Origin of the sequence: Pseudomonas sp. NY5710, from assembly GCF_013305665.1 — a bacterium.
Taxonomy (GTDB): Bacteria; Pseudomonadota; Gammaproteobacteria; order Pseudomonadales; family Pseudomonadaceae; genus Aquipseudomonas; species Aquipseudomonas juntendi.
Genome location: NZ_CP045554.1, coordinates 1,111,583 through 1,134,866, shown reverse-complemented (window position 1 = coordinate 1,134,866; position 23,284 = coordinate 1,111,583). Strand labels below are relative to the sequence as shown.

General features: G+C 64.3%; 22 protein-coding genes. 3 read left to right on the top strand and 19 right to left on the bottom strand.

Annotated elements, in window-relative coordinates:
• Positions 1–2 precede the first annotated feature (2 nt).
• From GEV39_RS05115 to ppc, 4 genes are all read right to left on the bottom strand, one after another.
• Entirely contained in the window at positions 3–290 is a 288-nt protein-coding gene (locus GEV39_RS05115) for a hypothetical protein (RefSeq protein ID WP_173887767.1), read from the bottom strand.
• Between the two features lie 130 nt (positions 291–420).
• A complete protein-coding gene (tsaB, locus tag GEV39_RS05110; protein ID WP_173887766.1) occupies positions 421–1,095 on the bottom strand; it encodes a tRNA (adenosine(37)-N6)-threonylcarbamoyltransferase complex dimerization subunit type 1 TsaB in 675 nt (224 codons plus the stop codon).
• 231 nt (positions 1,096–1,326) lie between these two features.
• Positions 1,327–1,977 carry an adenylate kinase gene (gene adk, locus GEV39_RS05105; protein WP_029885102.1) on the bottom strand — a complete coding sequence of 217 codons (651 nt, stop codon included), beginning with the start codon at positions 1,975–1,977 and terminating at the stop codon, positions 1,327–1,329.
• A 257-nt stretch (positions 1,978–2,234) separates the two neighbouring features.
• Positions 2,235–4,862, bottom strand: coding sequence for a phosphoenolpyruvate carboxylase (gene ppc, locus GEV39_RS05100; RefSeq protein WP_054890345.1), 2,628 nt, complete (start codon positions 4,860–4,862; stop codon positions 2,235–2,237).
• A 262-nt stretch (positions 4,863–5,124) separates the two neighbouring features.
• On the opposite strand from ppc, the gene GEV39_RS05095 reads away from it, so the two are divergent.
• From GEV39_RS05095 to lptF, 3 genes are all read left to right on the top strand, one after another.
• Positions 5,125–5,472: a hypothetical protein gene (locus GEV39_RS05095; RefSeq protein ID WP_009686990.1), complete on the top strand. Its 348-nt coding sequence runs from the start codon at positions 5,125–5,127 to the stop codon at positions 5,470–5,472.
• A gap of 305 nt (positions 5,473–5,777) precedes the next feature.
• Positions 5,778–6,191 (top strand): DUF4398 domain-containing protein, encoded by a 414-nt coding sequence (locus GEV39_RS05090; RefSeq protein ID WP_009686991.1) that lies wholly within the window; start codon positions 5,778–5,780, stop codon positions 6,189–6,191.
• A 50-nt stretch (positions 6,192–6,241) separates the two neighbouring features.
• Positions 6,242–7,033 carry a lipotoxin F family OmpA-related lipoprotein LptF gene (gene lptF, locus GEV39_RS05085; protein WP_173887765.1) on the top strand — a complete coding sequence of 264 codons (792 nt, stop codon included), beginning with the start codon at positions 6,242–6,244 and terminating at the stop codon, positions 7,031–7,033.
• A 64-nt stretch (positions 7,034–7,097) separates the two neighbouring features.
• Here the strand turns inward: lptF and GEV39_RS05080 are convergent, their stop codons facing one another.
• The 15 genes from GEV39_RS05080 to GEV39_RS05010 all read right to left on the bottom strand — a co-directional run bounded on the left by GEV39_RS05080 (position 7,098) and on the right by GEV39_RS05010 (position 23,262).
• Positions 7,098–7,424 carry a PA3694 family proteiin gene (locus tag GEV39_RS05080; RefSeq protein WP_009686993.1) on the bottom strand — a complete coding sequence of 109 codons (327 nt, stop codon included), beginning with the start codon at positions 7,422–7,424 and terminating at the stop codon, positions 7,098–7,100.
• Positions 7,421–8,344, bottom strand: a complete 924-nt coding sequence (locus tag GEV39_RS05075) for an alpha/beta hydrolase (RefSeq protein ID WP_173887764.1) — start codon at positions 8,342–8,344, stop codon at positions 7,421–7,423. The genes GEV39_RS05080 and GEV39_RS05075 overlap by 4 nt, the downstream gene beginning before the upstream one ends.
• Complete coding sequence (locus tag GEV39_RS05070) at positions 8,316–9,635, bottom strand: flavohemoglobin expression-modulating QEGLA motif protein (RefSeq protein ID WP_154211460.1); 1,320 nt, start codon at positions 9,633–9,635, stop codon at positions 8,316–8,318. Before GEV39_RS05070 ends, GEV39_RS05075 begins: the two co-directional genes overlap by 29 nt.
• An 84-nt stretch (positions 9,636–9,719) precedes the next feature.
• Positions 9,720–10,268: a hypothetical protein gene (locus GEV39_RS05065; RefSeq protein ID WP_173887763.1), complete on the bottom strand. Its 549-nt coding sequence runs from the start codon at positions 10,266–10,268 to the stop codon at positions 9,720–9,722.
• Positions 10,269–10,296: 28 nt separating this feature from the next.
• Positions 10,297–11,013: a TetR/AcrR family transcriptional regulator gene (locus GEV39_RS05060; protein ID WP_029888049.1), complete on the bottom strand. Its 717-nt coding sequence runs from the start codon at positions 11,011–11,013 to the stop codon at positions 10,297–10,299.
• A 150-nt stretch (positions 11,014–11,163) separates the two neighbouring features.
• A complete protein-coding gene (gene lysS, locus GEV39_RS05055) occupies positions 11,164–12,666 on the bottom strand; it encodes a lysine--tRNA ligase (protein WP_173887762.1) in 1,503 nt (500 codons plus the stop codon).
• Between the two features lie 92 nt (positions 12,667–12,758).
• Positions 12,759–13,854 (bottom strand): peptide chain release factor 2 gene (gene prfB / locus GEV39_RS05050; protein WP_110678858.1). Its coding sequence is split into 2 segments (ribosomal slippage): positions 12,759–13,781 and positions 13,783–13,854, totalling 1,095 coding nucleotides; the frame shifts between segments, so codons are not numbered across the junction.
• 128 nt (positions 13,855–13,982) lie between these two features.
• Positions 13,983–14,987: a Wsp signal transduction system regulator diguanylate cyclase WspR gene (gene wspR, locus GEV39_RS05045; protein WP_054890349.1), complete on the bottom strand. Its 1,005-nt coding sequence runs from the start codon at positions 14,985–14,987 to the stop codon at positions 13,983–13,985.
• Positions 14,988–15,038: 51 nt separating this feature from the next.
• Positions 15,039–16,052: a chemotaxis response regulator protein-glutamate methylesterase gene (locus GEV39_RS05040; RefSeq protein ID WP_110678860.1), complete on the bottom strand. Its 1,014-nt coding sequence runs from the start codon at positions 16,050–16,052 to the stop codon at positions 15,039–15,041.
• Positions 16,049–18,361 (bottom strand): hybrid sensor histidine kinase/response regulator, encoded by a 2,313-nt coding sequence (locus tag GEV39_RS05035; protein ID WP_173887761.1) that lies wholly within the window; start codon positions 18,359–18,361, stop codon positions 16,049–16,051. The genes GEV39_RS05040 and GEV39_RS05035 overlap by 4 nt, the downstream gene beginning before the upstream one ends.
• Entirely contained in the window at positions 18,358–19,023 is a 666-nt protein-coding gene (locus GEV39_RS05030; protein ID WP_173887760.1) for a chemotaxis protein CheW, read from the bottom strand. Before GEV39_RS05030 ends, GEV39_RS05035 begins: the two co-directional genes overlap by 4 nt.
• A complete protein-coding gene (locus GEV39_RS05025) occupies positions 19,020–20,294 on the bottom strand; it encodes a CheR family methyltransferase (RefSeq protein WP_173887759.1) in 1,275 nt (424 codons plus the stop codon). Before GEV39_RS05025 ends, GEV39_RS05030 begins: the two co-directional genes overlap by 4 nt.
• Positions 20,291–20,797, bottom strand: coding sequence for a chemotaxis protein CheW (locus GEV39_RS05020; RefSeq protein ID WP_173887758.1), 507 nt, complete (start codon positions 20,795–20,797; stop codon positions 20,291–20,293). Before GEV39_RS05020 ends, GEV39_RS05025 begins: the two co-directional genes overlap by 4 nt.
• Positions 20,798–20,802: 5 nt before the next feature.
• Positions 20,803–22,365, bottom strand: coding sequence for a methyl-accepting chemotaxis protein (locus GEV39_RS05015; protein ID WP_392509054.1), 1,563 nt, complete (start codon positions 22,363–22,365; stop codon positions 20,803–20,805).
• 216 nt (positions 22,366–22,581) lie between these two features.
• Positions 22,582–23,262, bottom strand: coding sequence for a tellurite resistance TerB family protein (locus tag GEV39_RS05010; protein ID WP_173887756.1), 681 nt, complete (start codon positions 23,260–23,262; stop codon positions 22,582–22,584).
• Positions 23,263–23,284: the final 22 nt, after the last annotated feature.

Below are 23,284 nucleotides of genomic sequence, written 5' to 3'. Positions count from 1 at the left end.
CATCAAATGTACAGGTCGAGCCCTAGTACTTCCATGTCCCAGTCGGTAAAACCGGCGGTGCTCAGGTAACTGGCCAAGGCATTGGCGGTACGCCGGTCACGGGCGCGAGGGAAAACCATGTCCTGCTGGCGGGCTGGCAGACCAGCGCCAAGGCGGCGAGCGGCGGGCTCGGGTGGCGCGGCTTCAAGGCCATCGACGACCTCTGCATCATCGACCGCATCCTCGCGCACCGCGGCCTTGCGCGGCGTGCGCTTGATCGGGTACTGCGATGAGAAACCGTCGATACGCATGGCATGGCACTCGGGATCAATGATGGCAATTTAGCAGCATCCGAGCTGCGTCGCTAATGCTTCATTGATAACTGGACCACAGAATGCGAAAAAGGTTTTAGCGTGATCGGCAATAACCGACGGACAGCAGTTATTGCTTTTTCGGAGTAGCTACATTGTCGCGCAGATAGACCGGCTGCGCCTGCTCGGCAGTGACTGCCTCGCCACGCGCCCAGGCAAAACCGGCCAGGGCAAGTACGTCCACAGCGCTGGGCAGGGCCTGGGCATCACTGGCCGCGACTGTCACTGCCAGGCGTTCGCCATAACCCCAACCCGTGCCGGCACCGAACCAGGCACCGGTACTCTCTACCGGCAGCGCCACCTGCTCGGGTGGCAACACGGCCTCCCTGCCGACCAGGCGCATTTCCCCCGCCGTGGCCTGGTAGCACCCCCAGTACACCTCCTCCATACGCGCATCGATGGCCGCGGCGACCTGCTGCACGCCCTGTTCGCGCAACGCGCCCTGGGCCAGCGCGGCAAGGTTGGAGACCGGCAGCACCGGGCGCTCGAGGGCGAACGCCAAACCCTGGACCACACCGATGGCGATACGCACACCGGTGAACGCACCCGGGCCCCGGCCAAAGGCGATGGCATCGAGCGCATTCAGTGCCACACCGGAATCGGCCAGCAACTGCTTGATCATCGGCAGCAGCTTCTGGGCATGCATGCGCGGGATCACCTCGTAATGGCTGGTTACCTTGCCGTTATGCAGCAGCGCGACGGAACAGGCTTCGGTGGCGGTATCCAGGGCCAACAGGGTGGTCATCGAACGGGTATCCAGGTGCGAAGAAAAAGAGCGGCATTATAGAGCAGCTGCGCCGTTGTGTCCCCAAGGGGCCGCTGTGTGGGCCCTGTGGGAGCGGCCTTGCGTCGCGAAAGGGCCGCAAAGCGGCCCCAGGGTGTCAGCGACGTGGCAAAAATTGATGGGGCTGCTGCGCAGCCCTTTCGCGACGCAAGGCCGCTCCCACGAAAAGCGGACCGTGCGCCAGGTGCTGGATCAGCTCAGGGCTGCCAGGACCTTGGCCGTGATGGCTTCAACCGAGCCTACGCCTTCGATGTGGCTGTACTTCGGCTTGCCAGCATTGGCCGCCGACAGCTTCTGGTAGAAGTCCACCAGCGGCTTGGTCTGGCTGTGGTAGACCGACAGGCGATGGCGAACGGTTTCTTCCTTGTCGTCGTCGCGCTGGATCAGGTCTTCGCCAGTGACGTCGTCCTTGCCTTCCACTTTCGGCGGGTTGTACTGAATGTGGTAGGTACGGCCCGAGGCCAGGTGCACACGGCGCCCCGCCATGCGGCCCACGATTTCTTCATCGTCTACGGCAATTTCAACCACGGCGTCGATATCGACACCGGCCGCAACCATGGCTTCGGCCTGTGGAATGGTCCGTGGGAAGCCGTCGAACAGGCAGCCGTTGGCGCAATCCGGCTGGGCGATGCGCTCCTTGACCAGGCTGATGATCAGCTCGTCGGACACCAGCTGGCCGGCATCCATGACTTTCTTCAGTTCCAGGCCCAGCGGGGTGCCGGCCTTTACGGCAGCACGCAGCATGTCACCGGTGGAGATTTGGGGGATACCGAACTTTTCGGTGATGAACTTTGCCTGAGTACCTTTACCGGCCCCGGGAGCTCCCAGCAGAATAACGCGCATCTTGTGCTCCTCAAATTTTTTTATGAACTTCAATGGATTCGGCGACCAGGGCCAAGTCCGGAAAATCGGGTATGACCATAATTCGGTCAGAGGGCTGCTCAAGATACACAGCGCCCGGCAGCCAGACAAGCGTCCCAAAGTTGCAGGAATGCGCCACTTGCGACCAAGCAGGCAGGTGGTTGCGCCTGGCGCAACCACCCTTTCGCTGCTGCCGTACAACCGTTATGGCATGCCGACTGCCGCACCCGGCCCTGCGCTCAACCGGTGTTGCGCAAGCCGGCGGCGATGCCCGCCACCGTCACCAGCAAGGCCTGCTCCAATGGGCTGTCCAGAGCGGCTTCGCGGCTGCGCGAGCGCGCCAGCAATTCGGCCTGCAGGCGGTGCAGCGGGTCCAGGTAGGTGTTACGCAAGCTGATGAATTCCAGTGTCTCGGGGCTGTGCGCGAGTAGCACCGGCTGCCCGGTCAGGCCAAGCACTATCTGGCAAGACTGCGACAATAGGTCGCGCAGGTGCGCCCCCAAAGGCAGCAGCTGCGGTTGCACCAGACGTTCGTCGTAGGCCTCGGCAATTTGCGCATCCGCCTTGGCCAGTACCATTTCCAGCATGTCGATGCGGGTGCGGAAGAACGGCCAGTGTTCGCGCATCTGCGCCAGCAGTTCGCCTTGGCCACGCGCCAGGGCATTGCTCAGCGCGGTTTCCCAGCCCAACCAGGCCGGCAGCATCAGCCGCGTCTGGGTCCAGCCGAAGATCCATGGGATGGCCCGCAGGCTTTCGATGCCGCCGGCGCGGCGTTTCGCCGGGCGGCTGCCCAGTGGCAGGCGCCCCAGTTCCTGTTCCGGCGTCGACTGGCGGAAATATTCGACGAAGTCCGGGTTGTCCCGCACCACACTGCGGTACGCCTTGACGCCATCGGCAGCCAGCTGGTCCATGACTTCGCGCCAGGCCGGCTGCGGCGGCGGCGGTGGCAACAGCGTGGCTTCGAGTACGGCAGCCAGGTACAGGTTGAGGTTTTGTTCGGCAATGCCCGGCAAACCGAACTTGAAGCGGATCATCTCGCCCTGCTCGGTGGTACGGAAACGCCCGGCCACCGAGCCCGGGGGCTGTGACAGGATCGCCGCATGGGCAGGCCCACCGCCACGGCCCACAGTGCCGCCGCGGCCATGGAACAGCAGCAGTTCGACCTGATGCTCGGCACAGATACGCACTAGGTTTTCCTGGGCACGGTACTGCGCCCAGGCCGCTGCCGTGGTCCCGGCGTCCTTGGCGGAGTCGGAGTAGCCGATCATGACCTCCTGCGGGCCGCGCAGCCCTGCACGGTAACCTGGCAGGCCCAGCAGGCGCTGCATCACCGGCCCGGCGTTGTCCAGGTCGGCGAGGGTTTCGAACAATGGCACCACGCGCATCGGCCGGGTCAGGCCAGCTTCCTTGAGCAGCAGTTGTACCGCCAACACATCCGAGGCAGCCCCGGCCATGGAGATGACGTAAGAGCCCAACGAGGCAGCAGGTGCACCCGCCACTACGCGGCAGGTGGCCAGCACCTCGGCCGTATCCGCCTGCGGCTTGAAGTGTGCCGGCAGCAGCGGCCGGCGGTTTTTCAGCTCGGCCTGGAGGAATTCGATGCGCTGCTCTTCATCCCAGTCGGCGTAGCGGCCCAGGCCCAGGTAATCGGTGATTTCGGTCAGGGCGTCACGGTGCCGGGCCGCGTCCTGGCGCACGTCGAGCCGGCCAAGGAACAGGCCGAATGTGACCGCGCGGCGCAAGCAGTCCAGCAGCGGCCCCTCGGCGATAACGCCCATGCCGCACTCGTGCAGGGACTGGTAGCACAGTTCCAGTGGGGCAATCAGGTCACGATTGTCGACCAGCACCTCGGCGCTGGGCGGCTGGCTGCTGTTCAACGCCGAGTGCGCCCAGGCACGCGTTGCGCGCAAGCGGTCGCGCAACTGCTTGAGCACCGCCCGGTAGGGTTCAGCGCTGTCGCCGGCCTGCTGGCGCAGGGCGGCGTTGGCCTGCTGCATGGACAACTCGGCGGCCAACGCATCTATGTCGCGCAGGAACAGGTCAGCAGCCATCCAGCGGGCCAGCAGCAGCACCTCGCGGGTCACCACGGCGGTCACGTTCGGGTTGCCGTCGCGGTCCCCGCCCATCCACGAGGCAAAGCGGATGGGGGCGGCCTCCAGCGGCAGGCGCAGCCCGGTAGCGTCCAACAAGGCCTTGTCGACCTTGCGCAGGTGGCTGGGGATGGCGTGCCATAGCGAATGCTCGATCACGGCGAAGCCCCACTTGGCCTCGTCGACCGGGGTTGGCCGGGTGCGTCGGATTTCCTCGGTGTGCCAGGCCTCGGCGATCAACCGGCGCAGGCGTTCACGCACGTGCTCGCGTTCTGCCGGGGTCAGGTCGCGGTGGTCCTGTGCAGCCAGCTGGCCGGCAATGGCATCGTACTTTTGGATCAGCGTGCGCCGCGCCACTTCGGTGGGGTGTGCCGTGAGCACCAGCTGGATATCCAGCTTGGCCAGCTGCCGGGCCAGGGCATCATTGCTGTGCCCGGCCTGCTTCAGCCGCGCCAGCAACTCAGGCAGCACCCGCGCTTCGAACGGCTCGGGCTGGTCGGCATCGCGTCGGCGGATCAACTGGTACTGCTCGGCCATGTTGGCCAGGTTGAGAAACTGGTTGAAGGCCCTGGCCACGGGTAGCAGGTCTTCTTCGGCAAGGTCTGCCAGGGTCGAACTCAGTTGCTCCCCGGGGCCGCGGCGGTCGGCCTTGGCGCTGTGGCGAATGGCTTCGATCTTCTGCAGGAATGCATCGCCATGCTGTTGGCGGATGGTTTCGCCCAGCAGTTCACCCAACACATGCACATCTTCACGCAAGCGCACATCGATATCGGTCATTGGCCCCTCTCTCCGTTGCATCCCTTCCAGGCTCCACGCCCTTCCTGTGGGGGGGCATGCCCGCGAAAAATCCAACCCGGTGGCTGGCACCGGCTTCGCCGGTGTTCGCGGGCATGTCCGCTCCCACATTGGGGCGGTGACATTCACCCAAGAGTGCCCCCAGCCAAGCAGCGATGGCAAGCAGGGATCGGCCAAAGCAAACTAAAGTGAAGGTTGAGCACTCCCATGCCATGCAGCCTTCGAGGCGTAACCAGAGGTCATCATGAAAATCCGTGAACTCGCCCAGCACTGGGAACAGAATGCCGCCGGCACCTTGAGCCGTACCGGCCATGTCCTGCATCTGGACCTGGAGTCCGAAGCGCGCCTGGCCGCGCTGATCGACATGTACCCCAAACGCACCGCCGAGGAACTGCTCGGCGAACTGGTCGCGGCCGCGCTTGAAGAAGTGGAAGCCAGTTTTCCCTATGTGCCCGGTCGCCAGGTCATCGCCACCGATGAAGAAGGTGACCCGATGTATGAGGATGTGGGGCCGACACCGCGGTTTTTGTCGCTGTCGAAGCAGCATCTGCACAGCCTTACCACCGAGGGCAGTGAAGAGCCAGGGGCGTAGGCCTTGCGCAGCCTTGAGCGATCTGGCGCCGCCCGCGCGGCGCCTGACCTCGGGCAGCAAACGCGCCGAGAAGAACATTGGCCGCGCCGTCCGCCACCCGCTTCAATTGCCTCGGGCACTCTGCAAAAACCCTCCGCGGGGTCAGAAATTTTTCGGAACTATCCAAAAAAACTCTTAGTCACAGCTAATAGCCATCACGCTAAAACCCTGCACACCTGCCGTTGTGCACCGTTGATCCCAAGCGCGCGGACTTGTCAGGGAATGAGCGATGGACTGCTACGGACATCGTTATCAGGAGTGATCCAATGGAGCTGACCACCATGAAAACCCGCACTAGCAAACCGTCATCCACTCATGTGCGCGGGTTCAAGCTGGCCGCGCTGGCCCTGGGCAGTAGCCTGGTCCTGGCCGGCTGTGCGGGTAACCCGCCTACCGAGCAATATGCGGTTACCCAGTCCGCCGTGAATTCCGCTGTCAGCGCTGGCGGCACCGAGTTCGCCGCCGTGGAAATGAAAGCCGCGCAAGACAAGTTCAAGCAGGCTGAAATCGCCATGCACGACAAGAAGTACGACGAAGCCAAGCGCCTGGCCGAACAGGCCGAATGGGACGCACGCCTGGCCGAACGCAAGGCCCAGGCGGCCAAGGCTCAGAAGGCCGTGCAGGATGCCCGCCAGGGCGTTCAGGACGTACGTGAGGAAGGCCTGCGCAGCGCTCAGTGAGCCCTGCCCCGCCAACCTTAGCCTTCGCACACGATCAAAGGATGAACACTATGCGCAATTACGTCATGATTCCCGCCCTGCTGGCCCTGAGCGTCGGTCTTGCTGCGTGCTCGCACGACCCTAACGCCAACCTGGAAGCCGCCCGCACCAACTTCTCGGCCCTGCAGAGCGATCCACAGGCGAGCAAAGTCGCCGCGCTGGAAACCAAGGATGCCCAGGATTGGCTGAACAAGGCCGACAAGGCCTACATGGACCGTGAAGACGAGCAGAAAGTCGACCAGCTGGCCTACCTGACCAACCAGCGCGTCGAAGTGGCCAAGCAGACCATTGCCCTGCGTACCGCCGAGGGTGAGCTGAAGAACGCAGCCGCCCAGCGTGCCCAGGCCAAGCTGGATGCCCGCGATGCCCAGATCGCCAAGCTGCAGAACAGCCTGAACGCCAAGCAGACCGACCGCGGTACGCTGGTTACCTTCGGTGACGTGCTGTTCGACTTCAACAAGGCCGAGCTGAAAAGCAACGCCTACCCGAACATCACCAAACTGGCCCAGTTCCTTCAGGAAAACCCTGAGCGCAAGGTGATCGTAGAGGGCTACACCGACAGCGTCGGCTCGGCCAGCTACAACCAGAGCCTGTCCGAGCGCCGCGCCAACAGCGTACGCATGGCCCTGGTGCGCGCCGGCGTAGACCCAGCGCGCATCGTGGCCCAAGGCTACGGCAAGGAGTACCCGGTTGCGGACAACTCCAGCAACTCCGGGCGTGCACAGAACCGTCGTGTGGAGGTGACCATCTCCAACGACAATCAGCCGGTGCAGCCACGCTCCATGAGCCAGGCCCAGCAGTAATACTGGCCAGCTGACAGAGAAAGCCCCGCGATCGACGCGGGGCTTTTTTTTGCTTCGCTGCCGCTCACTGTACCTGCTGCGGCGTTTCCTCACCCATGCAGCGCACTGCACGCTTGCGGTTGTCCACCAGCACGCCCGTCAGGCCTTTCTGCTGGGTATCGAACAGCACCAATACACCGTCCACGCACTGCGCCACTTGCGGTGCCGGGTCCAGCGAAACCTTGTAATCCTCGCCGGGGACGGTCTTGAGCATGGTGTAATCCTGCAACAACAGGGCATCCTCGGGTTTGGCGAAATGCAGGTAGCCGTAGTACCACAAGGCGCCCACCGTCACGATGATGCTGCCCACACCCGTCAGGATCAGCGGGATGGCGTTGCGTTCTTCACTCATTGGGTGTTCTTCTCGTCAGGGTAATCAGGCACTTCGGCGAGCCGCCGCAGGCCGTTGAAATGGCTAGGGTCATCGAGGAAGCGCAACATCACCTGGCGCCATGTAGGGTCGGCGAAGGTCTGCACATGGCCACCTCGAGTCAGTTGCAGCACCCGTGGCGGTGGCGCGTGCTGATACAGGCGGATACCGTTTTCCAGCGGCACCAGGTCGTCATCGATGCTCTGGAAAAACAGCTTGGGCGGGCTGCGCAGTTGCTCGATCGAGCGGATCGCGCTGTCGCCGTCGGGCACCAGCCACGACAGTGGCACCTGCAATGGCCAGGTCATCCACGAGGTGCTGAGGGCATAGCGCCCCACCGCCCGGTAGCTGGCCGGCACCCCGTCGAAAACCAGGGCAGCGAAGCGCTGGCGCTGCTCCGGGTGGCCTGCCAGGTAATGAATCGCCATGGCGCCGCCCAGGCTCTGCCCCAGCAACACCAGCGGCTTGCCCTTGGCCTCGGGCGCCTGGTCCAGCCAGGTCATGGCCGCGGCGATGTCGTGGTATACCTCTGGCAGGCTCGGTTTGCCCTCAGACAGGCCATAGCCGCGGTAGTCGACCATCAGCACCTGGTAACCCTGCTCCGGCAGCCAATAGCTACCACCCAAGTGCCCGGGCAGGTTGCCGCCGTTGCCGTGCAGGTGCAGCACCGTACCCTTGACCTCGACACCCGGCTTGGCCGGCAGCCACCAGCCGTGCAGGCGAACGCCATCGGCAGTGGTCAGGGTGACATCACGGTACGCCAGCTTGGCCCGTTCAGGGGTGAACGCCTGCCCACGCTCGGGGTAGAACAGCAGGCTGCTGCAGCCGCCCAGGGCCAGCAGCACCAGCCCCAGCAGCAGCGGGCGGCAGTACTCAGAGAATATTCGCGTAGTCGGCTTCAATGCGATCCAGGCTCAGGTGGTTGAGGAAGTTGGAGAAGCACATCCAGGCCGACAGCGCGTTGAGGTCACGGAACTGTTCGGGCAAGTACTTGGGCGGCTCGACCAGCCCCTCCTCGACCAGTTGACGCAAAGTGCGCATGTCTTCCAGGGTGGTCTTGCCACAGAACAGCAGCGGTATCTGCTCGAGCTTGCCCTTCTTCACAGCCAACTGAATGTAGTTGTAAACCATGATGAAGCCCTTGAGGTAGGACAAGTCCTTGGTAAATGGCAGGCCGTTGGGCACCGAGCCGCGGAATACCCGGCTGGCGTTGCTGTAGCTTTGCCCCATCTCGAAGCCCTGCTCGCGGAAGAAGCCGTACACCTGCATGAAGTCGGCGCCCTCCTCGACCATGTGGATGGCACGGGTGCGGTTGGTAAGCTTGCGCAGGCGGCTGGGGTAGGAGGCAAAGGCAATCACCTCCATGAGGATGGCCAGGCCTTCCTGGGTCACCGTCGACGAGGGCGGGCCCTTGGCCAGGAAGGTGCAGATCGGCTGGTTCAGGCCATTGAGCGTGGTGCCGACGTGCACCAGCCCTTCGTGCACTTCCAGCGCCCGCACGTCACGGGCATTGAACATGGCATCGGCGCGCACCTTGATATAGTCGGCGCCAGCGGCGGCGTCAGCGACAATGCCGTCGGACTCGAACACACGGATGGTGCCTTCGGCTTCACCGAACACCGTGTTCAAGCGCCGCTGAAGGGTATCGACAGCCTCCTTGGCGGTCAGGTTCTTCGGTTCGTCCTTCAGGTCGCCGCGGCCATCGATGTTGTTCAGATAGTCCGACAGCATCAGGCCGAGGTCGGCCAAGGTCGGGTCACCGGCATGAAAGGCGTCGGAAGCGGCGCCATACAACTCCTGGGAGATCAGGCCGAACTCCTCGGTGCCGCGGGCTTCGAGCATGCGCACTACCATGCGGTACTCGCGGCACATGCGCTTCATGATCTGCCCCACAGGGTTGAACTGGCCCAGCTGGCGAATGATGTCGCGCTCGATCCCCTGGAACTCGGCCTTGACGGCGCTGGAGTCGAACGACAAGGGCCGCGACTGGTAATAGGCGCGGTCGACCGCTGGCGGCTCCTTGCCCTTGCCCTGCAGGAAGCCCTGGCGAATGCTGTCGTCCCACTTCACCGCATCCAGCACCCGAATCGGTGTTTGTGCCGCGACGATGCGGTCGGACAGGGCGCGGATGGTCTGCTGGTATTCGTCCACCGGGGACTCCTTTCTAGTACAGAAAACCTGTACCGGCCTCATCGCCGGCAAGCCAGCTCCCACAGGTACAGCACAGGGCTCCAAGGAAGTGTGGGAGCTGGCTTGCCGGCGATGAAGCCAGCACGGTCATTTGCCGGACCGCTGGAACCGGGCCACTTCAACGAACAGGTCCGAGTTGGCCGGGTCGTCCAGGTACGCCAGCACCCGCGCTGGCGGGCTGTCGATCAACACACCGTCGCCGTTGTCTTCCGGCACCTCGGTACTGCGCCCGGTCAGTTCCTTATTCTCCACCGCCTGCTGCACCTGCTCGACATCCAGGTTGTACAGCACCAGTTCCTTGCCATCGACGATGTCAAAGCCGCCAATCAGGAAATTGCCGCCCAGGCGCTTAGGCACACCGGCCGACAGGTACCAGCGGTTACCGTGGCGCGACACCGTGAACATGTAGGTTTCCGGTGCCTTGCCTTTGGCCGTGGCAACTGCCTTGTAGGCATCGCCACTGCTGCGGGTGATGGTGAGCTTCAACGGCTCACCCCAGGCGTCCTTGCTGCTCCACTTGCCGAGCAAGGCCTTGGGCGCGGCCTGATTGCTGGGCAATGGCTCATGGAAGGTCACCAGACAACCGCCCAGCAGCAGGAATGACAAAGTCAACAACACCACACGCCAGGCTTTCATCAGGCTCTCCTCGAAAAGTCGGTCTCGCTCAGGCCGATGCAAGCACCAATTGCAGGTATCGGGTAAGCATAGCGAGCATCTGCCCATCGGCTTGCGCATTGGCATCCTTGAGCAGGCCCTGATATTCCATCTGCTCGATAATCGCCGTCAACATTTGGGCGTCCTGCTCCGGTTGCCGCGAGCCGACTACCTGCAGCAATTGACGGGTGCCGTGCAGCAGGATCTGCTCGTGCGCACAGACCAGTTCCGCCAGGCGCGGGCACAGCAGCGCCTCTTGGCGGAACGCCTGTTCGGCCATCAGGAAGTCGCGGCGGTTCAGCAACTGGCGCTGCACGTAGTCGGCGGTCATGCGTGCCACTTCGTCAGCCAGCCGTGCCCGCGCCTGCGGGCTGCCATCCCCTTGGGCCAGCAGCTGGCGCAGCACAACTTCGGTGTTGGCCCACAGTTTGGCCATGTAGGCGGCGCTGCGTTCGACGTACTGGGCGAAGGTATCGGTGAGCAGGTCCTCGATGTCCTTGAAATAGTAGGTGGTGGCCGACAAAGGCACACCGGCCTCGGCAGCCACCGCCCGGTGACGCACGCCGCGAACGCCATCGCGCACGACGATGCGCATGGCGGCATCGAGAATCTGCTGGCGACGCTGTTCGCTGCCCTGGCGGGCAGCTTTGCGGCCTTGGTATTGCACGCTTTCGGCGACGGCGGTGGCGATGCCGGCGGCGCCCTGGTGAGGGGTGGCGGGTGTCATAGGGGACCTCACGGAAGAAGCGGCAAGCTACAAGCGGCAAGCCACCAGAAAAAGCGGAATGCACGCGGACTGCCGTTTCTTGTAGCTTGCCGCTTATGGCTTGCCGCTCGCAAAGAAAAGCCGCCTGAAAAGGCGGCTCGTTCAGCTCACTCAGGCCTGCGGGCGCATGTGCGGGAACAGGATCACATCGCGGATCGACGGCGAGTTGGTCAGCAGCATCACCAGGCGGTCGATACCAATGCCTTCACCCGCGGTCGGCGGCATGCCGTACTCCAGCGCGCGAACGAAGTCGGCGTCGTAGTGCATGGCTTCGTCGTCACCGGCGTCTTTCTCGGCCACCTGGGCCAGGAAGCGCTCGGCCTGGTCTTCGGCATCGTTGAGCTCGGAGTAGGCGTTGGCGATTTCGCGGCCACCGATGAACAGCTCGAAACGGTCGGTCACGGCCGGGTTGTCGTCGTTGCGACGGGCCAGCGGGGACACCTCGAACGGGTACTCGGTGATGAAGTGGGGCTGCTCCAGCTTGTGCTCGACCAGCTCTTCGAAAATCATCACCTGCAGCTTGCCCAGGCCTTCGTGGCCCAGCACCTTGGCACCGGCCTTGCGGGCGATGTCACGGGCGCGGTCGACGTCCTGCAGGTCGGCAGCGGTCAGCTCCGGGTTGTACTTGAGGATCGAGTCGAACACCGACAGGCGGGCGAACGGCTCGCCGAAGTGGAACACCTTGTCGCCGTACGGCACGTCGGTGCTGCCCAGAACCAGCTGCGCCAGCTCGCGGAACAGTTCCTCGGTGAGGTCCATGTTGTCGCGGTAGTCGGCGTAGGCCTGGTAGAACTCGAGCATGGTGAATTCCGGGTTGTGCCGGGTCGAAACACCTTCGTTACGGAAGTTGCGGTTGATCTCGAACACTTTCTCGAACCCACCCACGACAAGCCGCTTGAGGTACAGCTCCGGCGCAATGCGCAGGAACATGGCCATGTCCAGGGCGTTGTGGTGGGTTTCGAAGGGCTTGGCCGCAGCACCACCCGGGATGGTTTGCAGCATGGGCGTTTCGACTTCGAGGAAGTCACGCTCGATGAGGAACTTGCGAATGTGCGAGATCACCTGCGAGCGCACACGGAAGGTGTGGCGGGTTTCTTCGTTGACCATCAGGTCGACGTAGCGCTGGCGGTAGCGCTGCTCGGTATCGGTCAGGCCGTGGTGCTTGTCGGGCAGCGGGCGCAGCGACTTGGTCAGCAGGCGCACGTTGGTCATTTCGACGTACAGGTCGCCTTTGCCGGAGCGGGCCAGGGTGCCTTCGGCGCTGATGATGTCGCCCAGGTCCCAGGTTTTGACTGCGGCCAGGGTTTCTTCCGGCAGGGTCTTGCGGTTGACGTAGACCTGAATGCGGCCGGTCATGTCCTGGATCACCATGAACGAGCCACGGTTGAGCATGATGCGGCCCGCCACCTTGACCGGAATCGCGGCTGCTTCCAGCTCTTCCTTGGTCTTGTCCGCGTACTGCTTCTGCAGGTCGTTGCAGTAGCTGTCGCGACGGAAGTCATTGGGGAAGGCATTGCCCTTGGCACGCTCGGCGGCAAGTTTTTCCTTGCGCAGGGCGATCAGGGCATTCTCTTCCTGTTGCAGGTCTTGCGATTCGGTCTTGAGGTCGCTCATCTGGTCATTTTTTCCATCAGGTATTCGTTGCCCTTTTCGGGCAGGGCACGCGCCAGCGGCGGTTGGCCGATGGCGCGGCGGTGGAGTACGGCTTACAGGCCCTGCTTCAGGCTTGCTTCTAGGTACTGGTCGAGGTCGCCGTCCAGCACCTTCTGGCAGTCGCTGCGTTCCACGCCGGTACGCAGGTCCTTGATACGCGAGTCATCCAGCACGTAGGAACGGATCTGGTGGCCCCAGCCGATGTCCGACTTGCTGTCTTCCAACGCCTGCGAGGCGGCGTTGCGCTTTTGCATTTCCAGCTCGTACAACTTGGCCCGCAGCATTTTCATGGCGGTGTCCTTGTTGGCGTGCTGCGAACGTTCGTTCTGGCACGCCACCACGGTATTGGTCGGTACGTGGGTGATACGCACCGCCGAGTCGGTGGTGTTGACGTGCTGGCCACCGGCACCGGAGGAACGGTAGGTGTCGATGCGCAGGTCGGACGGGTTGATCTCGATTTCGACCTTGTCGTCGATTTCTGGCGAAACGAACACCGCCGAGAACGAGGTGTGGCGACGGGCGCCGGAGTCGAACGGGCTTTTGCGCACCAGGCGGTGCACGCCGATTTCGGTGCGCAGCCAGCCAAAGGCGTACTCGCCCTTGATGTGCACGGTGGCGCCCTTGATACCGGCTACTTCACCTTCGGACAGTTCGATGATGGTGGCGTCAAAACCACGCTTGTCGGCCCAGCGCAGGTACATGCGCAGCAGGATGTTGGCCCAGTCCTGCGCCTCGGTGCCGCCAGAGCCGGCCTGGATATCCAGGTAGGCGTTGTTCATGTCCATCTCGCCGCTGAACATGCGACGGAACTCAAGCTGGGCCAGGTTTTCTTCCAGGCCTTCCAGCTCGGTCACAACGTCGCCGACGGCGCCTTCGTCATTTTCCTCGACAGCCATGTCGAGCAAGTCCTGGCAGTCGCCCAGGCCGTTGGACAGCTTGTCCAGGGTCTCGACCACCTGTGCCAGCATGGCACGCTCGCGGCCCAGGGCCTGGGCGTACTCGGGCTTGTTCCAGACGTTGGGGTCTTCCAGCTCGCGGTTGACTTCGATCAGGCGGTCATGCTTGTGATCGTAGTCAAAGATACCCCCGAATTGACTGGGAACGCTCGGTGAGGTCCTTGATGGTGTTCAGGATCGGTTGGATTTCCATGGGCTGGCTACTCGCACGAATTCGGTGAAAAGCCTGCGAGTATAACCGAGTCCGCCGCAGGGCGGCAGACCCGCCGGGCGGTAGCCTGTACATGAGCTACCACGAGGGCCGGTGCTGTTATCGGCACGTCAGGCAATGCCGACCTGGTTGCGCCCGCCATTCTTGGCCAGGTACAGGCCCTTGTCGGCCGCCGAGATCAGTTGCCGGCAATGGCTGCCGATACTCGGGGTCTGGGTGGCCAGGCCAATGCTCACGGTCAGGAACGCATCAGCCGCCGGTGCAGTGTGCGGGATCCCCAGGCCATGCACGGTCTGGCGCAGCTTTTCGGCCACCAGCCGTGCCCCGCCAGGCGAGGTGTTGGGCAGCACCAGGGCGAATTCCTCGCCACCGTAACGCGCGGGCAGGTCACTGGGCCGCGAGCACGAGCCGCGGATCGACTCGGCCACCTGGCGCAGCGCCTCGTCACCGGCCAGGTGGCCGAAGCTGTCGTTGAAGGCCTTGAAGTAGTCCACGTCGATCATCAGCAGCGACAGTTGTTGCTGCTCGCGCATGGCCCGGCGCCACTCCAGTTCCAGGTATTCGTCGAAGTGCCGGCGGTTGGACAGTCCGGTCAGGCCGTCGGAGTTCATCAGCCGCTGCAGCATCAGGTTTGAATCCAGCAGCTGCTGCTGGCTGACGCGCAGGGCGCGGTAGGCCTCGTCGCGCTGCAGCAGGGTCAGGTAGGAACGCGAGTGGTAGCGAATGCGCGCCACCAGTTCGATGGTGTCCGGCAGCTTGACCAGGTAATCATTGGCCCCGGCCGCAAACGCCGCGCTCTTGACCAGAGGGTCTTCCTTGGTGGAGAGCACGATGATCGGAATGTCCTGGGTCACCGGGTTGTTGCGGTACTCACGCACCAGGGTCAAACCGTCCAGGCCCGGCATGATCAGGTCCTGAAGGATGACCGTGGGCTTGATGCGCATGGCCTGGGCCACCGCCTGGTGGGGGTCGGCACAAAAGTGGAAGTCGATGTTGTCCTGGTTGGCCAACCCTCGCCTCACGGCCTCGCCGATCATGGCCTGATCGTCGACCAGCAGTACCATCGCCGAGTTTTCGTTGGTGGTCGCGAAACCTTCGATCGGTAAATCATCCATACATGGTCACCCGATCACTACCGGCGTGGCGGCGTGATTCAATACGTGTCGTCATTTTCCAAAAATTTCCGTCAAGCGCCCGGCGATGCGGTCCAGCGGGCGAATTTCCACGGCAGCATCAATGGCTGCGGCGGCCTTGGGCATGCCGTACACCGCGCTGCTGGCCTGGTCCTGGGCAATGGTCAGGAAACCCTGCTGACGCATCAACTTCAGGCCTTGGGCACCGTCGCGGCCCATGCCGGTGAGCAATACCCCCACCGCATCGCCGTGCCAGTATTGGGCCACGCTCTCGAAAAACACATTGATCGAGGGCCGGTAGATTTCGTTCACAGGCTCGGGAGTGTAGGCCAGTTGGCCGTTCTTTAGCAGGCGGATATGGTGATTGGTGCCGGCCAGCAGCACCACGCCCGGCTGTGGCGGCTCGCCTTCACGGGCCAGCCGCACCTGCCGGTTGGCGGCATTGCCGAGCCACTCGGCCATGCCTGCGGCAAATACCTGGTCCACATGCTGGACCAGCACGATGGCCGCCGGAAACGCCGGCGGCAAGCCCTTGAGCAACACCTCCAGGGCTGCCGGGCCACCGGCCGACGAACCAATCGCCACCAGGCCACGACGCTGTGAAGCTTCGCGCAGCGGCAGCTCAACCGGGCGCGCAACCGGTGCACGCTGCTGGCCAATCAGCCAGCCGATATTGAGGATCTTGCGCAGCAGCGGGGCCGCCGCTTCGCGGGGATCACCCGCGCCCAGCGCTGGGGTGTCCACCACATCGAGCGCGCCATGGCCCATGGCCTCGAACACCCGGTGCACGTTCTGCTTGCGGTCGACCGTGACGACGACGATGGCACATGGGGTTTCGGCCATGATCCGCCGGGTCGCCTCCACGCCGTCCATCACCGGCATGATCAGGTCCATGAGGATCAGGTCCGGAAGCTGCTCGGTACAACGCTGCACTGCCTCGGCGCCATTGCTGGCCACCCACACCAGCTCGTGCGCGGGCTCAAGGGCGACTGCACGGCGTAGGGCCTCGACCGCCATGGGCATGTCATTGACGATGGCGATCTTCATCCCTGAGCCCCCCCGATCAGTTCCACCACAGCATCCAGCAACGCGTCGTCGTGGAAACTGGCCTTTGCCAAATAGTAGTCGGCGCCGGCGTCCAGGCCACGCCGCCGGTCTTCCTCACGGTCTTTGTAGGACACCACCATCACTGGCAAGCCTTGCAGGCGCTGGTCGCGCCGCACCAGGGTGACCAGTTCGATACCGTCCATGCGTGGCATGTCGATATCGGTGATCAGCAAATCGAAGTCTTCACTGCGCAAGGCGTTCCAGCCGTCCATGCCGTCTACCGCTACCGCCACGTCGTAGCCACGGTGGCTGAGCAGCTTGCGCTGCAGCTCGCGCACGGTCAGTGAATCGTCGACCACCAGGATGCGTTTGTGCGCCACCCCACGGGTGCCGCCGCTGCCGCGTTCGATACGCTCCAGGCTGCCGGTGCTCAGCAGTTTATCCACCGAGCGCAGCAGGTCTTCGACATCGACGATCAGCACCACTGAACCATCATCGAGCAAGGCCCCCGAAGAAATGTCCTGCACCTTGCCCAGCCGTGGGTCGAGCGGCATCACCACCAGCACGCGTTCGCCTACCAGGCGCTCCACGGCCACACCGTACAGTTGTTCGCGCTCACGGATCACCACGACCCGCAGGCTGCTGCCGTCGCTTTGCCCCAGCGGGCGGTTGAGCAACTGGCTGGCCGCAACCAGGCCGATGTGCCGGCCCTCGTGCCAGAAGTGCTGGCGGCCTTCGATCTGCACGATCTGCTCGGCGGTGACGTCCAGGGTGCGCTCGATATGCGCCAGCGGAAAAGCGTAAGCCTCGCCACCGACCTCGACGACCAGGCTACGCACCACGGACAGGGTCAACGGCACCTGCAGATGGAAGCGGCAGCCCTGCCCTGGCTGCTGGCTCAGCTCGATCGAGCCGCGCAGTTCGCGAATCATGTGTTGCACCGCATCCAGCCCGACACCGCGCCCGGACACTTCGGTCACCTTGTCGCGCAGGCTGAAGCCGGGCAGGAACAGGAATGTCAGCAGTTCCGCTTCGCTCATGCGCGCCACGGTGTCGGCCGGCGACAGGGCGCGCTCGACGATGCTGGCGCGCAGGCGCTCCAGGTCGATACCGGCGCCATCGTCGATCAGTTCCAAGCTGAGCATGCCAGCCTGGTGCGAGGCACGCAGGCGCACCAGCCCTTCCGCTGGCTTGCCCGCCAGCAGGCGCCGTTCCGGAAGTTCGATGCCGTGGTCCACGGCATTGCGCAACAGGTGGGTCAATGGCGCTTCAAGCTTTTCCAGCACATCACGGTCGACCTGGGTTTTTTCGCCCTCCACCACCAGCCGTACCGGCTTGCCCAGCGAACGGCCGAGGTCTCGGACCATGCGACTCTGCCCGGCCAGCACATCGGCGAATGGCCGCATGCGGCAGGCCAGCGCCGTGTCGTACAGCAACTGCGCACGCTGACTGGCTTGCCAGCCGAACTCATCGAGGTCGGCGGCCTGCTGTTGCAGGATCTGCTGGGTCTCGACCAGCAGGCGCTGGGTTTGCGCCAAGGCTTCGAGCACTTCACTGTTGTGGCCGCTGTCTTCCAGCTGCATGCGCACGCCGTCGAGCGCCTGCATCCCTTGGCCGTGCATGCGTTTGAGGCGCTGCAGGGTGGCCAGGTAAGGCTTCAGGCGCTGGGTTTCCACCAGCGACTTGCTGGACAGGTCGAGCAGGCTGTTCAGGCGGTCGGCAGTGACCCGTAACACCCGTTCGCCGGCATCACCGACGCGCTTGCCCGCTTTGCGCCGCAGCGCTGGCTCGGGCTCGGGCTCGGGCTCGGGCTCGGACAGCTCACTTGGCAGCACCAACGGTGCCGGGGGCTGGCTGACCGGCGGCGACGACGGCAATGCTGCGCCTGCCGCCAGGGGCAGCGGGGGCACGCCGGCGCCGCCTGGGTCGAGCAGGCTGGCCATCTGCGCAAGAAACACCGGCAGGGTCGCCTGCGCCGCGCTGTCGCCCGGTGTGGCAATGCGCATCAGCAAGTCGGTCCCCTGCAACAGCGCATCGATATGCTCGGCATTCAACCGCAGGCGCCCCTCCTGGGCGGCTACCAGGCAATCCTCCATGACATGCGCGACACTGACGCCCGCGTCCACGCCAACGATACGGGCGGCACCCTTGAGCGAGTGGGCCGCGCGCATGCACGCCTCGAGCTGGTCAGCCTGGGTAGGGTTGCGCTCGAGCGCCATCAGGCCAGCGCTGAGCACCTGGGTCTGCGCTTCGGCCTCCAGGCTGAACAGCTCGAGCAACGAGGCGTCGCGCATTTGCTCTGGGGTCATGACAAGCTCCGCTGCACGGCAGCCAGTAAGTGTTGATCGTCCAGTACCCGCACGCTGCGCCCGCGCCATTGCAGCACCGCCGCGGTATAGCGGGTGGCGTCCTGGCCACTGCCCAGCAGCAGCGGGTCGAGCCGGTGGATGCCGTCGATTTCCTCGACCGCCACCACCACCGGGCCGCCCTCGCTGGCCAGGATCAGCATGCGCGGCATCGCCCGGCCGCTACGCTGCTCGGCAGCACCCGCCTGAACCCCCAGCAAGTCAGCCAATGACAGGCACGGGACCAGCGCCCCACGCACGTTGGCGACCCCCTGCAACACCCGCGATCGCTGGTGCGGCAACGAATGCACGGCCTGCAACGGGGCTATTTCGGCCAGGCAGGCGGTCGCCAGCGCCAGCCATTCCTCACCCAGACGGAACAGCAACATGGAGCGACCGGTGTGCTCTTGCAGCGGCGCCTGCTCGGCCCCCGAGTGCTCCTGCGTCAATGCATAGCGGTCAAGCAGGCGGCTAGCCGCAGCGGCGTAGACATCGCAGTTGCGGCAATGCACATGCCGCTCCAGGAGCGGGCATTGCTTGTTGCCATGCACACCAATGCGGTTCCAGCAGTCGTCGATGAGCGCCTCGTCATCGGCCAGCAGTTGCATCGCGGATTCACCGTTCACCGTTCAGACTCCCGCCCAGCCCGCGCTGCCCGTTCCTGCAGGCGCCGGGCCCCGGCCAGGTCACCCTGGGCCGCAAGCAGGGCCGCCAGGTGCAGCAACGCCTCGGGGTGTTGTGGCTCTAGATACAGCGCTTTGCGGTAGTGGGTCAGGGCTTGCTGCGCATCGCCCTCGGTATCGCTGAGCAGCCCCAGCCAGTAATACACCTGCGCCGACGGCGGGTACTGGCCCAGGTAGCGCTGACATTCGTGGCGAGCCTGTGCGCTGGCGCCGGCATTGGCCAGCCGGGCGATGCCGGCCAGCAGTTCGCTGGGGCCCTCGCCCCCAAGCTCGCGGGCCGGCGTTGGCCGGGCCACCACCGGCAGCGCACGCTGCGGCCGCGGCACTGGCAAGGCCGGCTGCGAATACCCGGCAGGCCCCGGCGCCGGCCAACTGCGCCTGGCAGGTGCTGCCGCTGCCGCCGGCGCAGGTGTGCTGCTGCCTGGGTCTCGTACGTAGGCAAACGACTGGGCGATCCCCAGCGGGCGCATGCCCAGGCGCGCCAACAGGCTGCCCTCGGCCGGACCGATGAACAGCACCCCCTGTGGGTGCAGCAGGCGCTTGAGCACTTCAAAGACGTGTTGCTGGGTCGGCACGTCGAAGTAGATCAGCAGGTTGCGACAGAACACGAAGTCATACAGGCCATCGCGGCTGGCCAGCAGCGGGTCGAGCACATTGCCTACCTGCAGGCTGACTTGCTGGCGTACCCGCTCGTGCAGGCGATGGCCTTCGTCGACCACATCGAAGTAACGCTCGCGAAAACCCAGCTCGCTGCCGCGAAAGGCATTGCGGCCATACACGGCCTGCCCGGCCTTGGCCACCGAGCTGGGGCTGATGTCCATGCCATCGACCAGGAACGCCCCCGGCGCCATGCCGGCATCAAACAGGGCCATGGCCAGCGAGTACGGCTCCTCCCCCGTCGAGCACGGCAGGCTGAGCAACCGCAGCGGGCGCGCGCCGTCCAGTTCGGCACGGCGCTTGTGCGCCAGGCCCGCCAGCGCGGTGAAGGACTCGGGGTACCGGAAGAACCACGTCTCTGGCACGATCACCGCTTCGATCAATGCCTGCTGCTCTTCGCCGCACTGCTGCAGGCGCAGCCAGTAGTCGTCCAGGTCGGCGGCGCCCACCGCTACGCAACGTTGGCGCAGTGCACGCTCGACCATCGGCGTGCCGACAGACTCCACATCCAGGCCAATACGCTCACGCAAGAAGCGGAAAAAACGCTGTTCGGTCATGTCGGCCCCCCGGTCGGGTACTGCGTGTACAGCAATGCGTGCACGGCGTCGGGCAGCAGGTCATTGACTTCGATACGCTGCAGCATGCCAAGGGCATCCTGACGCACCGGCCCCAGGTAAGGGGCTTCGCCCGTGTCTACACCATAGGGCTGGAACTCATCGGGCCGGCAGCGCAGGGTCTCGGTTGCCTGCTCCAGCACCAGCCCCAACTGCAGCCCACCCCGGTAGTGCACCAGTACCAGGCGGGTGCTGGTGCGCTTCAGCGCCGGCTGGCCGAAGCTGAGCGCGGCCAGGTCGATGACGGGTATGAGCAGGCCACGGTGGGCCAGAATACCCTCCACCCAGGCTGGCGCCCGGGCAATGGGCTTGAGTGGCCGAAGTGGCAGCACTTCGATCACCTCGTGCATACTCAGGGCAAACCGTTGGTCCCTGATACGAAACTGCAGGTACAGCGCCCCTTTGGCGTTACCCGGCTGTGCGGCCGGCGCTTGCAAGTCGGTCATCGCGGTCAGACTTTGAAACGCGACACGCCGCCACGCAAGCCTGCGGCCACCTGGCTAAGCTCATCGATGGCAAAGCTGGCCTGGCGCAGCGACTCGACCGTCTGGGTACTGGCATCACTGAGCTGGGCCAGCGCCTGGTTGATCTGCTCGGCACCGGTGGCCTGGGCCTGCATGCCTTCGTTGACCATCAGCACGCGCGGTGCCAAAGCCTGTACCTGGTGAATGATCTGGCTCAGTTGCTCACCGACCTGTTGCACTTCGAACATGCCCCGGCGCACTTCTTCGGAAAACTTGTCCATGCCCATGACCCCGGCCGACACCGCCGACTGGATCTCGCGCACCATCTGCTCGATATCGTAGGTGGCCACGGCGGTCTGGTCGGCCAGGCGCCGCACCTCGGTGGCCACCACGGCAAAGCCACGGCCATACTCGCCAGCCTTTTCCGCCTCGATGGCGGCGTTGAGCGACAACAAGTTGGTCTGGTCGGCCACCTTGACGATCGTCACGACCATCTGGGTAATGTTGCTGGCCTTCTCGTTGAGGATGCCCAGCTTGGCGTTGACCAGGTCGGCGGCGCCCATCACCTGGTGCATGGTCTCTTCCATGCGGGCCAGGCCCTGCTGGCCGGAGCCGGCCAGGCTGGACGCCTGGTCGGCGGCCGAAGTGACTTCAGTCATGGTGCGCACCAGGTCACGCGAAGTGGCGGCAATTTCCCGCGAGGTGGCGCCGATTTCCGTGGTGGTGGCTGCGGTTTCAGTGGCAGTGGCCTGCTGCTGCTTGGACGTGGCGGCGATCTCGGTAACCGACGTGGTAACCTGCACCGACGAGCGCTGGGCCTGGGCCACCAGGTTCGCCAGCGCTTCGGCCATTTCGTTGAAGCCGCTCTCGATGGCGCCGAACTCATCCTTGCGTTCCAGGCTCAGGCGCACGCTCAGGTCACCCGAACGCAGCTTGTCCAGGGCGTGGACGATACGCTGCATGGGCGCTGTGATCGCGCGCATCAGCAACAGGCCGCACACCCCGGCCGCGACGATGGCCAGCAACAGCGAGACGATCATGCTGCCTTTGGCGGTGGTCACGGCACTGACGATATCGCGGGTGGCGGCATCAGCGGAGGCGCGGTTGTTCTCGATGACGTCGTTCAGGTGCGTGCGACCGTCGACCCAGGCGGGTGTGAGTACGTCGTTGATCAGGCGCTGGGCTTCGGCGTAGTTGCGCTGACGGTAGGCATCAAGCACCTGGCCGACGATCTTCATGTAGTTTTCTTCAAGCTGCACGAAGCTGTCGAAGCGGACCTGGTCGTCATTGTCCTGGATGGTGCTCTGGTAGCTGGCCATGTATTGCTTCAGCCGGCCTTCGAAACTTTTGAACAGTTCCATGTCGGCCGAGGTGATTTCCCGGTGGTTGGACAGCCCGACCAGCTGTTGGCTGGTGACGTAGCTGTCGACCCAGGCGCTGCGGATCATCGAGCTGTAGTAGACCCCGGGAATGCTGTCTGTACCGACGGCCTCTTCGGCGGTTTCGATGGCGGCCAACCGCGAGTAGGCGGCCACGATCATCAGCAGCATGATGGCGATGATCACGGCGAAACTTGCCAGGATCCGTTGGCGCAACGTCCAATTCTTCACATTCAGCCCTCAGGAATTCACAACGAGCGGGGAAAATCGCCGAAGTATAGCCTAGAGGGCGTGTGCTTATGCGGTGCTTGCCGCCTGGAATTTTGCGCCTGCCAGTTCGAGCACCGCACGCCCGGCGCGCGAACTGGCAGGCGCTGAACATTGCGGCTAGCCCTGTGCCAGCTGCACCTGGCTTTCCAGCTCCTGACGCAAGCCTGGGTCCAGGCGCAACTGGCGGGCCAGCTCATCGAGGTAGGCGCGCTCCATGAAGTTTTCCTGGTCGACCATCATCGTGCTGGCCAGGTACATCTCGGCAGCCATCTCGGGCGTCTGTGCGGCGCGGGCGACTTCAGCCGGGTCCAGCGGCTTGTTCAGTTCGGCGTGCAGCCAATGCTGCAACTCGCGGTCGCTGTCCAGGCGGGTGAACTCACCTTCGATCAGCGCCCGTTCGCGTTCGTCGATATGGCCGTCGGACTTGGCCGCAGCCACCAGCGCCCGCAACACCGCCTGGCTGTGCTGCTCGACCTGGGCCGGCGGCAAGCGGTCGACCGTCTGCGGCTCGCTGGCAGCCACCTGCTGGCGCGCCTGCCAGTTGCCGTAGGCCTTGTAGGCCAGCACCCCGAGTGCCGCGAGGCCACCATAGGTCAGGGCCTTGCCCCCATATTTGCGCGCCTTCTTGTTGCCCAGCAGCACGCCCAGTGCGCCACCGCCCAGCAAGCCACCACCGGCCCCGGACAACAGGCCACCAAGCCCGCTGGCGCCAGCACCGGGTTTGCCGGAAGCAGACGATTTGTTCAGCAACTCCTGGCCAGATTTGAGCAGTTGGTCCAGCAAGCCACGGGTGTTCATGTGCAAGTCTCCAGGCATGGGA

What these genes read in the sequence shown, in the direction of transcription:
- GEV39_RS05115 (WP_173887767.1), bottom strand. Translation starts at nt 290, where the DNA reads ATGCGTATCGACGGTTTCTCATCGCAGTACCCGATCAAGCGCACGCCG.
- tsaB (WP_173887766.1), bottom strand. Translation starts at nt 1,095, where the DNA reads ATGACCACCCTGTTGGCCCTGGATACCGCCACCGAAGCCTGTTCCGTC.
- adk (WP_029885102.1), bottom strand. Translation starts at nt 1,977, where the DNA reads ATGCGCGTTATTCTGCTGGGAGCTCCCGGGGCCGGTAAAGGTACTCAG.
- ppc (WP_054890345.1), bottom strand. Translation starts at nt 4,862, where the DNA reads ATGACCGATATCGATGTGCGCTTGCGTGAAGATGTGCATGTGTTGGGT.
- GEV39_RS05095 (WP_009686990.1), top strand. Translation starts at nt 5,125, where the DNA reads ATGAAAATCCGTGAACTCGCCCAGCACTGGGAACAGAATGCCGCCGGC.
- GEV39_RS05090 (WP_009686991.1), top strand. Translation starts at nt 5,778, where the DNA reads ATGGAGCTGACCACCATGAAAACCCGCACTAGCAAACCGTCATCCACT.
- lptF (WP_173887765.1), top strand. Translation starts at nt 6,242, where the DNA reads ATGCGCAATTACGTCATGATTCCCGCCCTGCTGGCCCTGAGCGTCGGT.
- GEV39_RS05080 (WP_009686993.1), bottom strand. Translation starts at nt 7,424, where the DNA reads ATGAGTGAAGAACGCAACGCCATCCCGCTGATCCTGACGGGTGTGGGC.
- GEV39_RS05070 (WP_154211460.1), bottom strand. Translation starts at nt 9,635, where the DNA reads ATGAGGCCGGTACAGGTTTTCTGTACTAGAAAGGAGTCCCCGGTGGAC.
- GEV39_RS05065 (WP_173887763.1), bottom strand. Translation starts at nt 10,268, where the DNA reads ATGAAAGCCTGGCGTGTGGTGTTGTTGACTTTGTCATTCCTGCTGCTG.
- GEV39_RS05060 (WP_029888049.1), bottom strand. Translation starts at nt 11,013, where the DNA reads ATGACACCCGCCACCCCTCACCAGGGCGCCGCCGGCATCGCCACCGCC.
- lysS (WP_173887762.1), bottom strand. Translation starts at nt 12,666, where the DNA reads ATGAGCGACCTCAAGACCGAATCGCAAGACCTGCAACAGGAAGAGAAT.
- wspR (WP_054890349.1), bottom strand. Translation starts at nt 14,987, where the DNA reads ATGGATGATTTACCGATCGAAGGTTTCGCGACCACCAACGAAAACTCG.
- GEV39_RS05040 (WP_110678860.1), bottom strand. Translation starts at nt 16,052, where the DNA reads ATGAAGATCGCCATCGTCAATGACATGCCCATGGCGGTCGAGGCCCTA.
- GEV39_RS05035 (WP_173887761.1), bottom strand. Translation starts at nt 18,361, where the DNA reads ATGACCCCAGAGCAAATGCGCGACGCCTCGTTGCTCGAGCTGTTCAGC.
- GEV39_RS05025 (WP_173887759.1), bottom strand. Translation starts at nt 20,294, where the DNA reads ATGACCGAACAGCGTTTTTTCCGCTTCTTGCGTGAGCGTATTGGCCTG.
- GEV39_RS05020 (WP_173887758.1), bottom strand. Translation starts at nt 20,797, where the DNA reads ATGACCGACTTGCAAGCGCCGGCCGCACAGCCGGGTAACGCCAAAGGG.
- GEV39_RS05015 (WP_392509054.1), bottom strand. Translation starts at nt 22,365, where the DNA reads ATGCTGCTGATGATCGTGGCCGCCTACTCGCGGTTGGCCGCCATCGAA.
- GEV39_RS05010 (WP_173887756.1), bottom strand. Translation starts at nt 23,262, where the DNA reads ATGAACACCCGTGGCTTGCTGGACCAACTGCTCAAATCTGGCCAGGAG.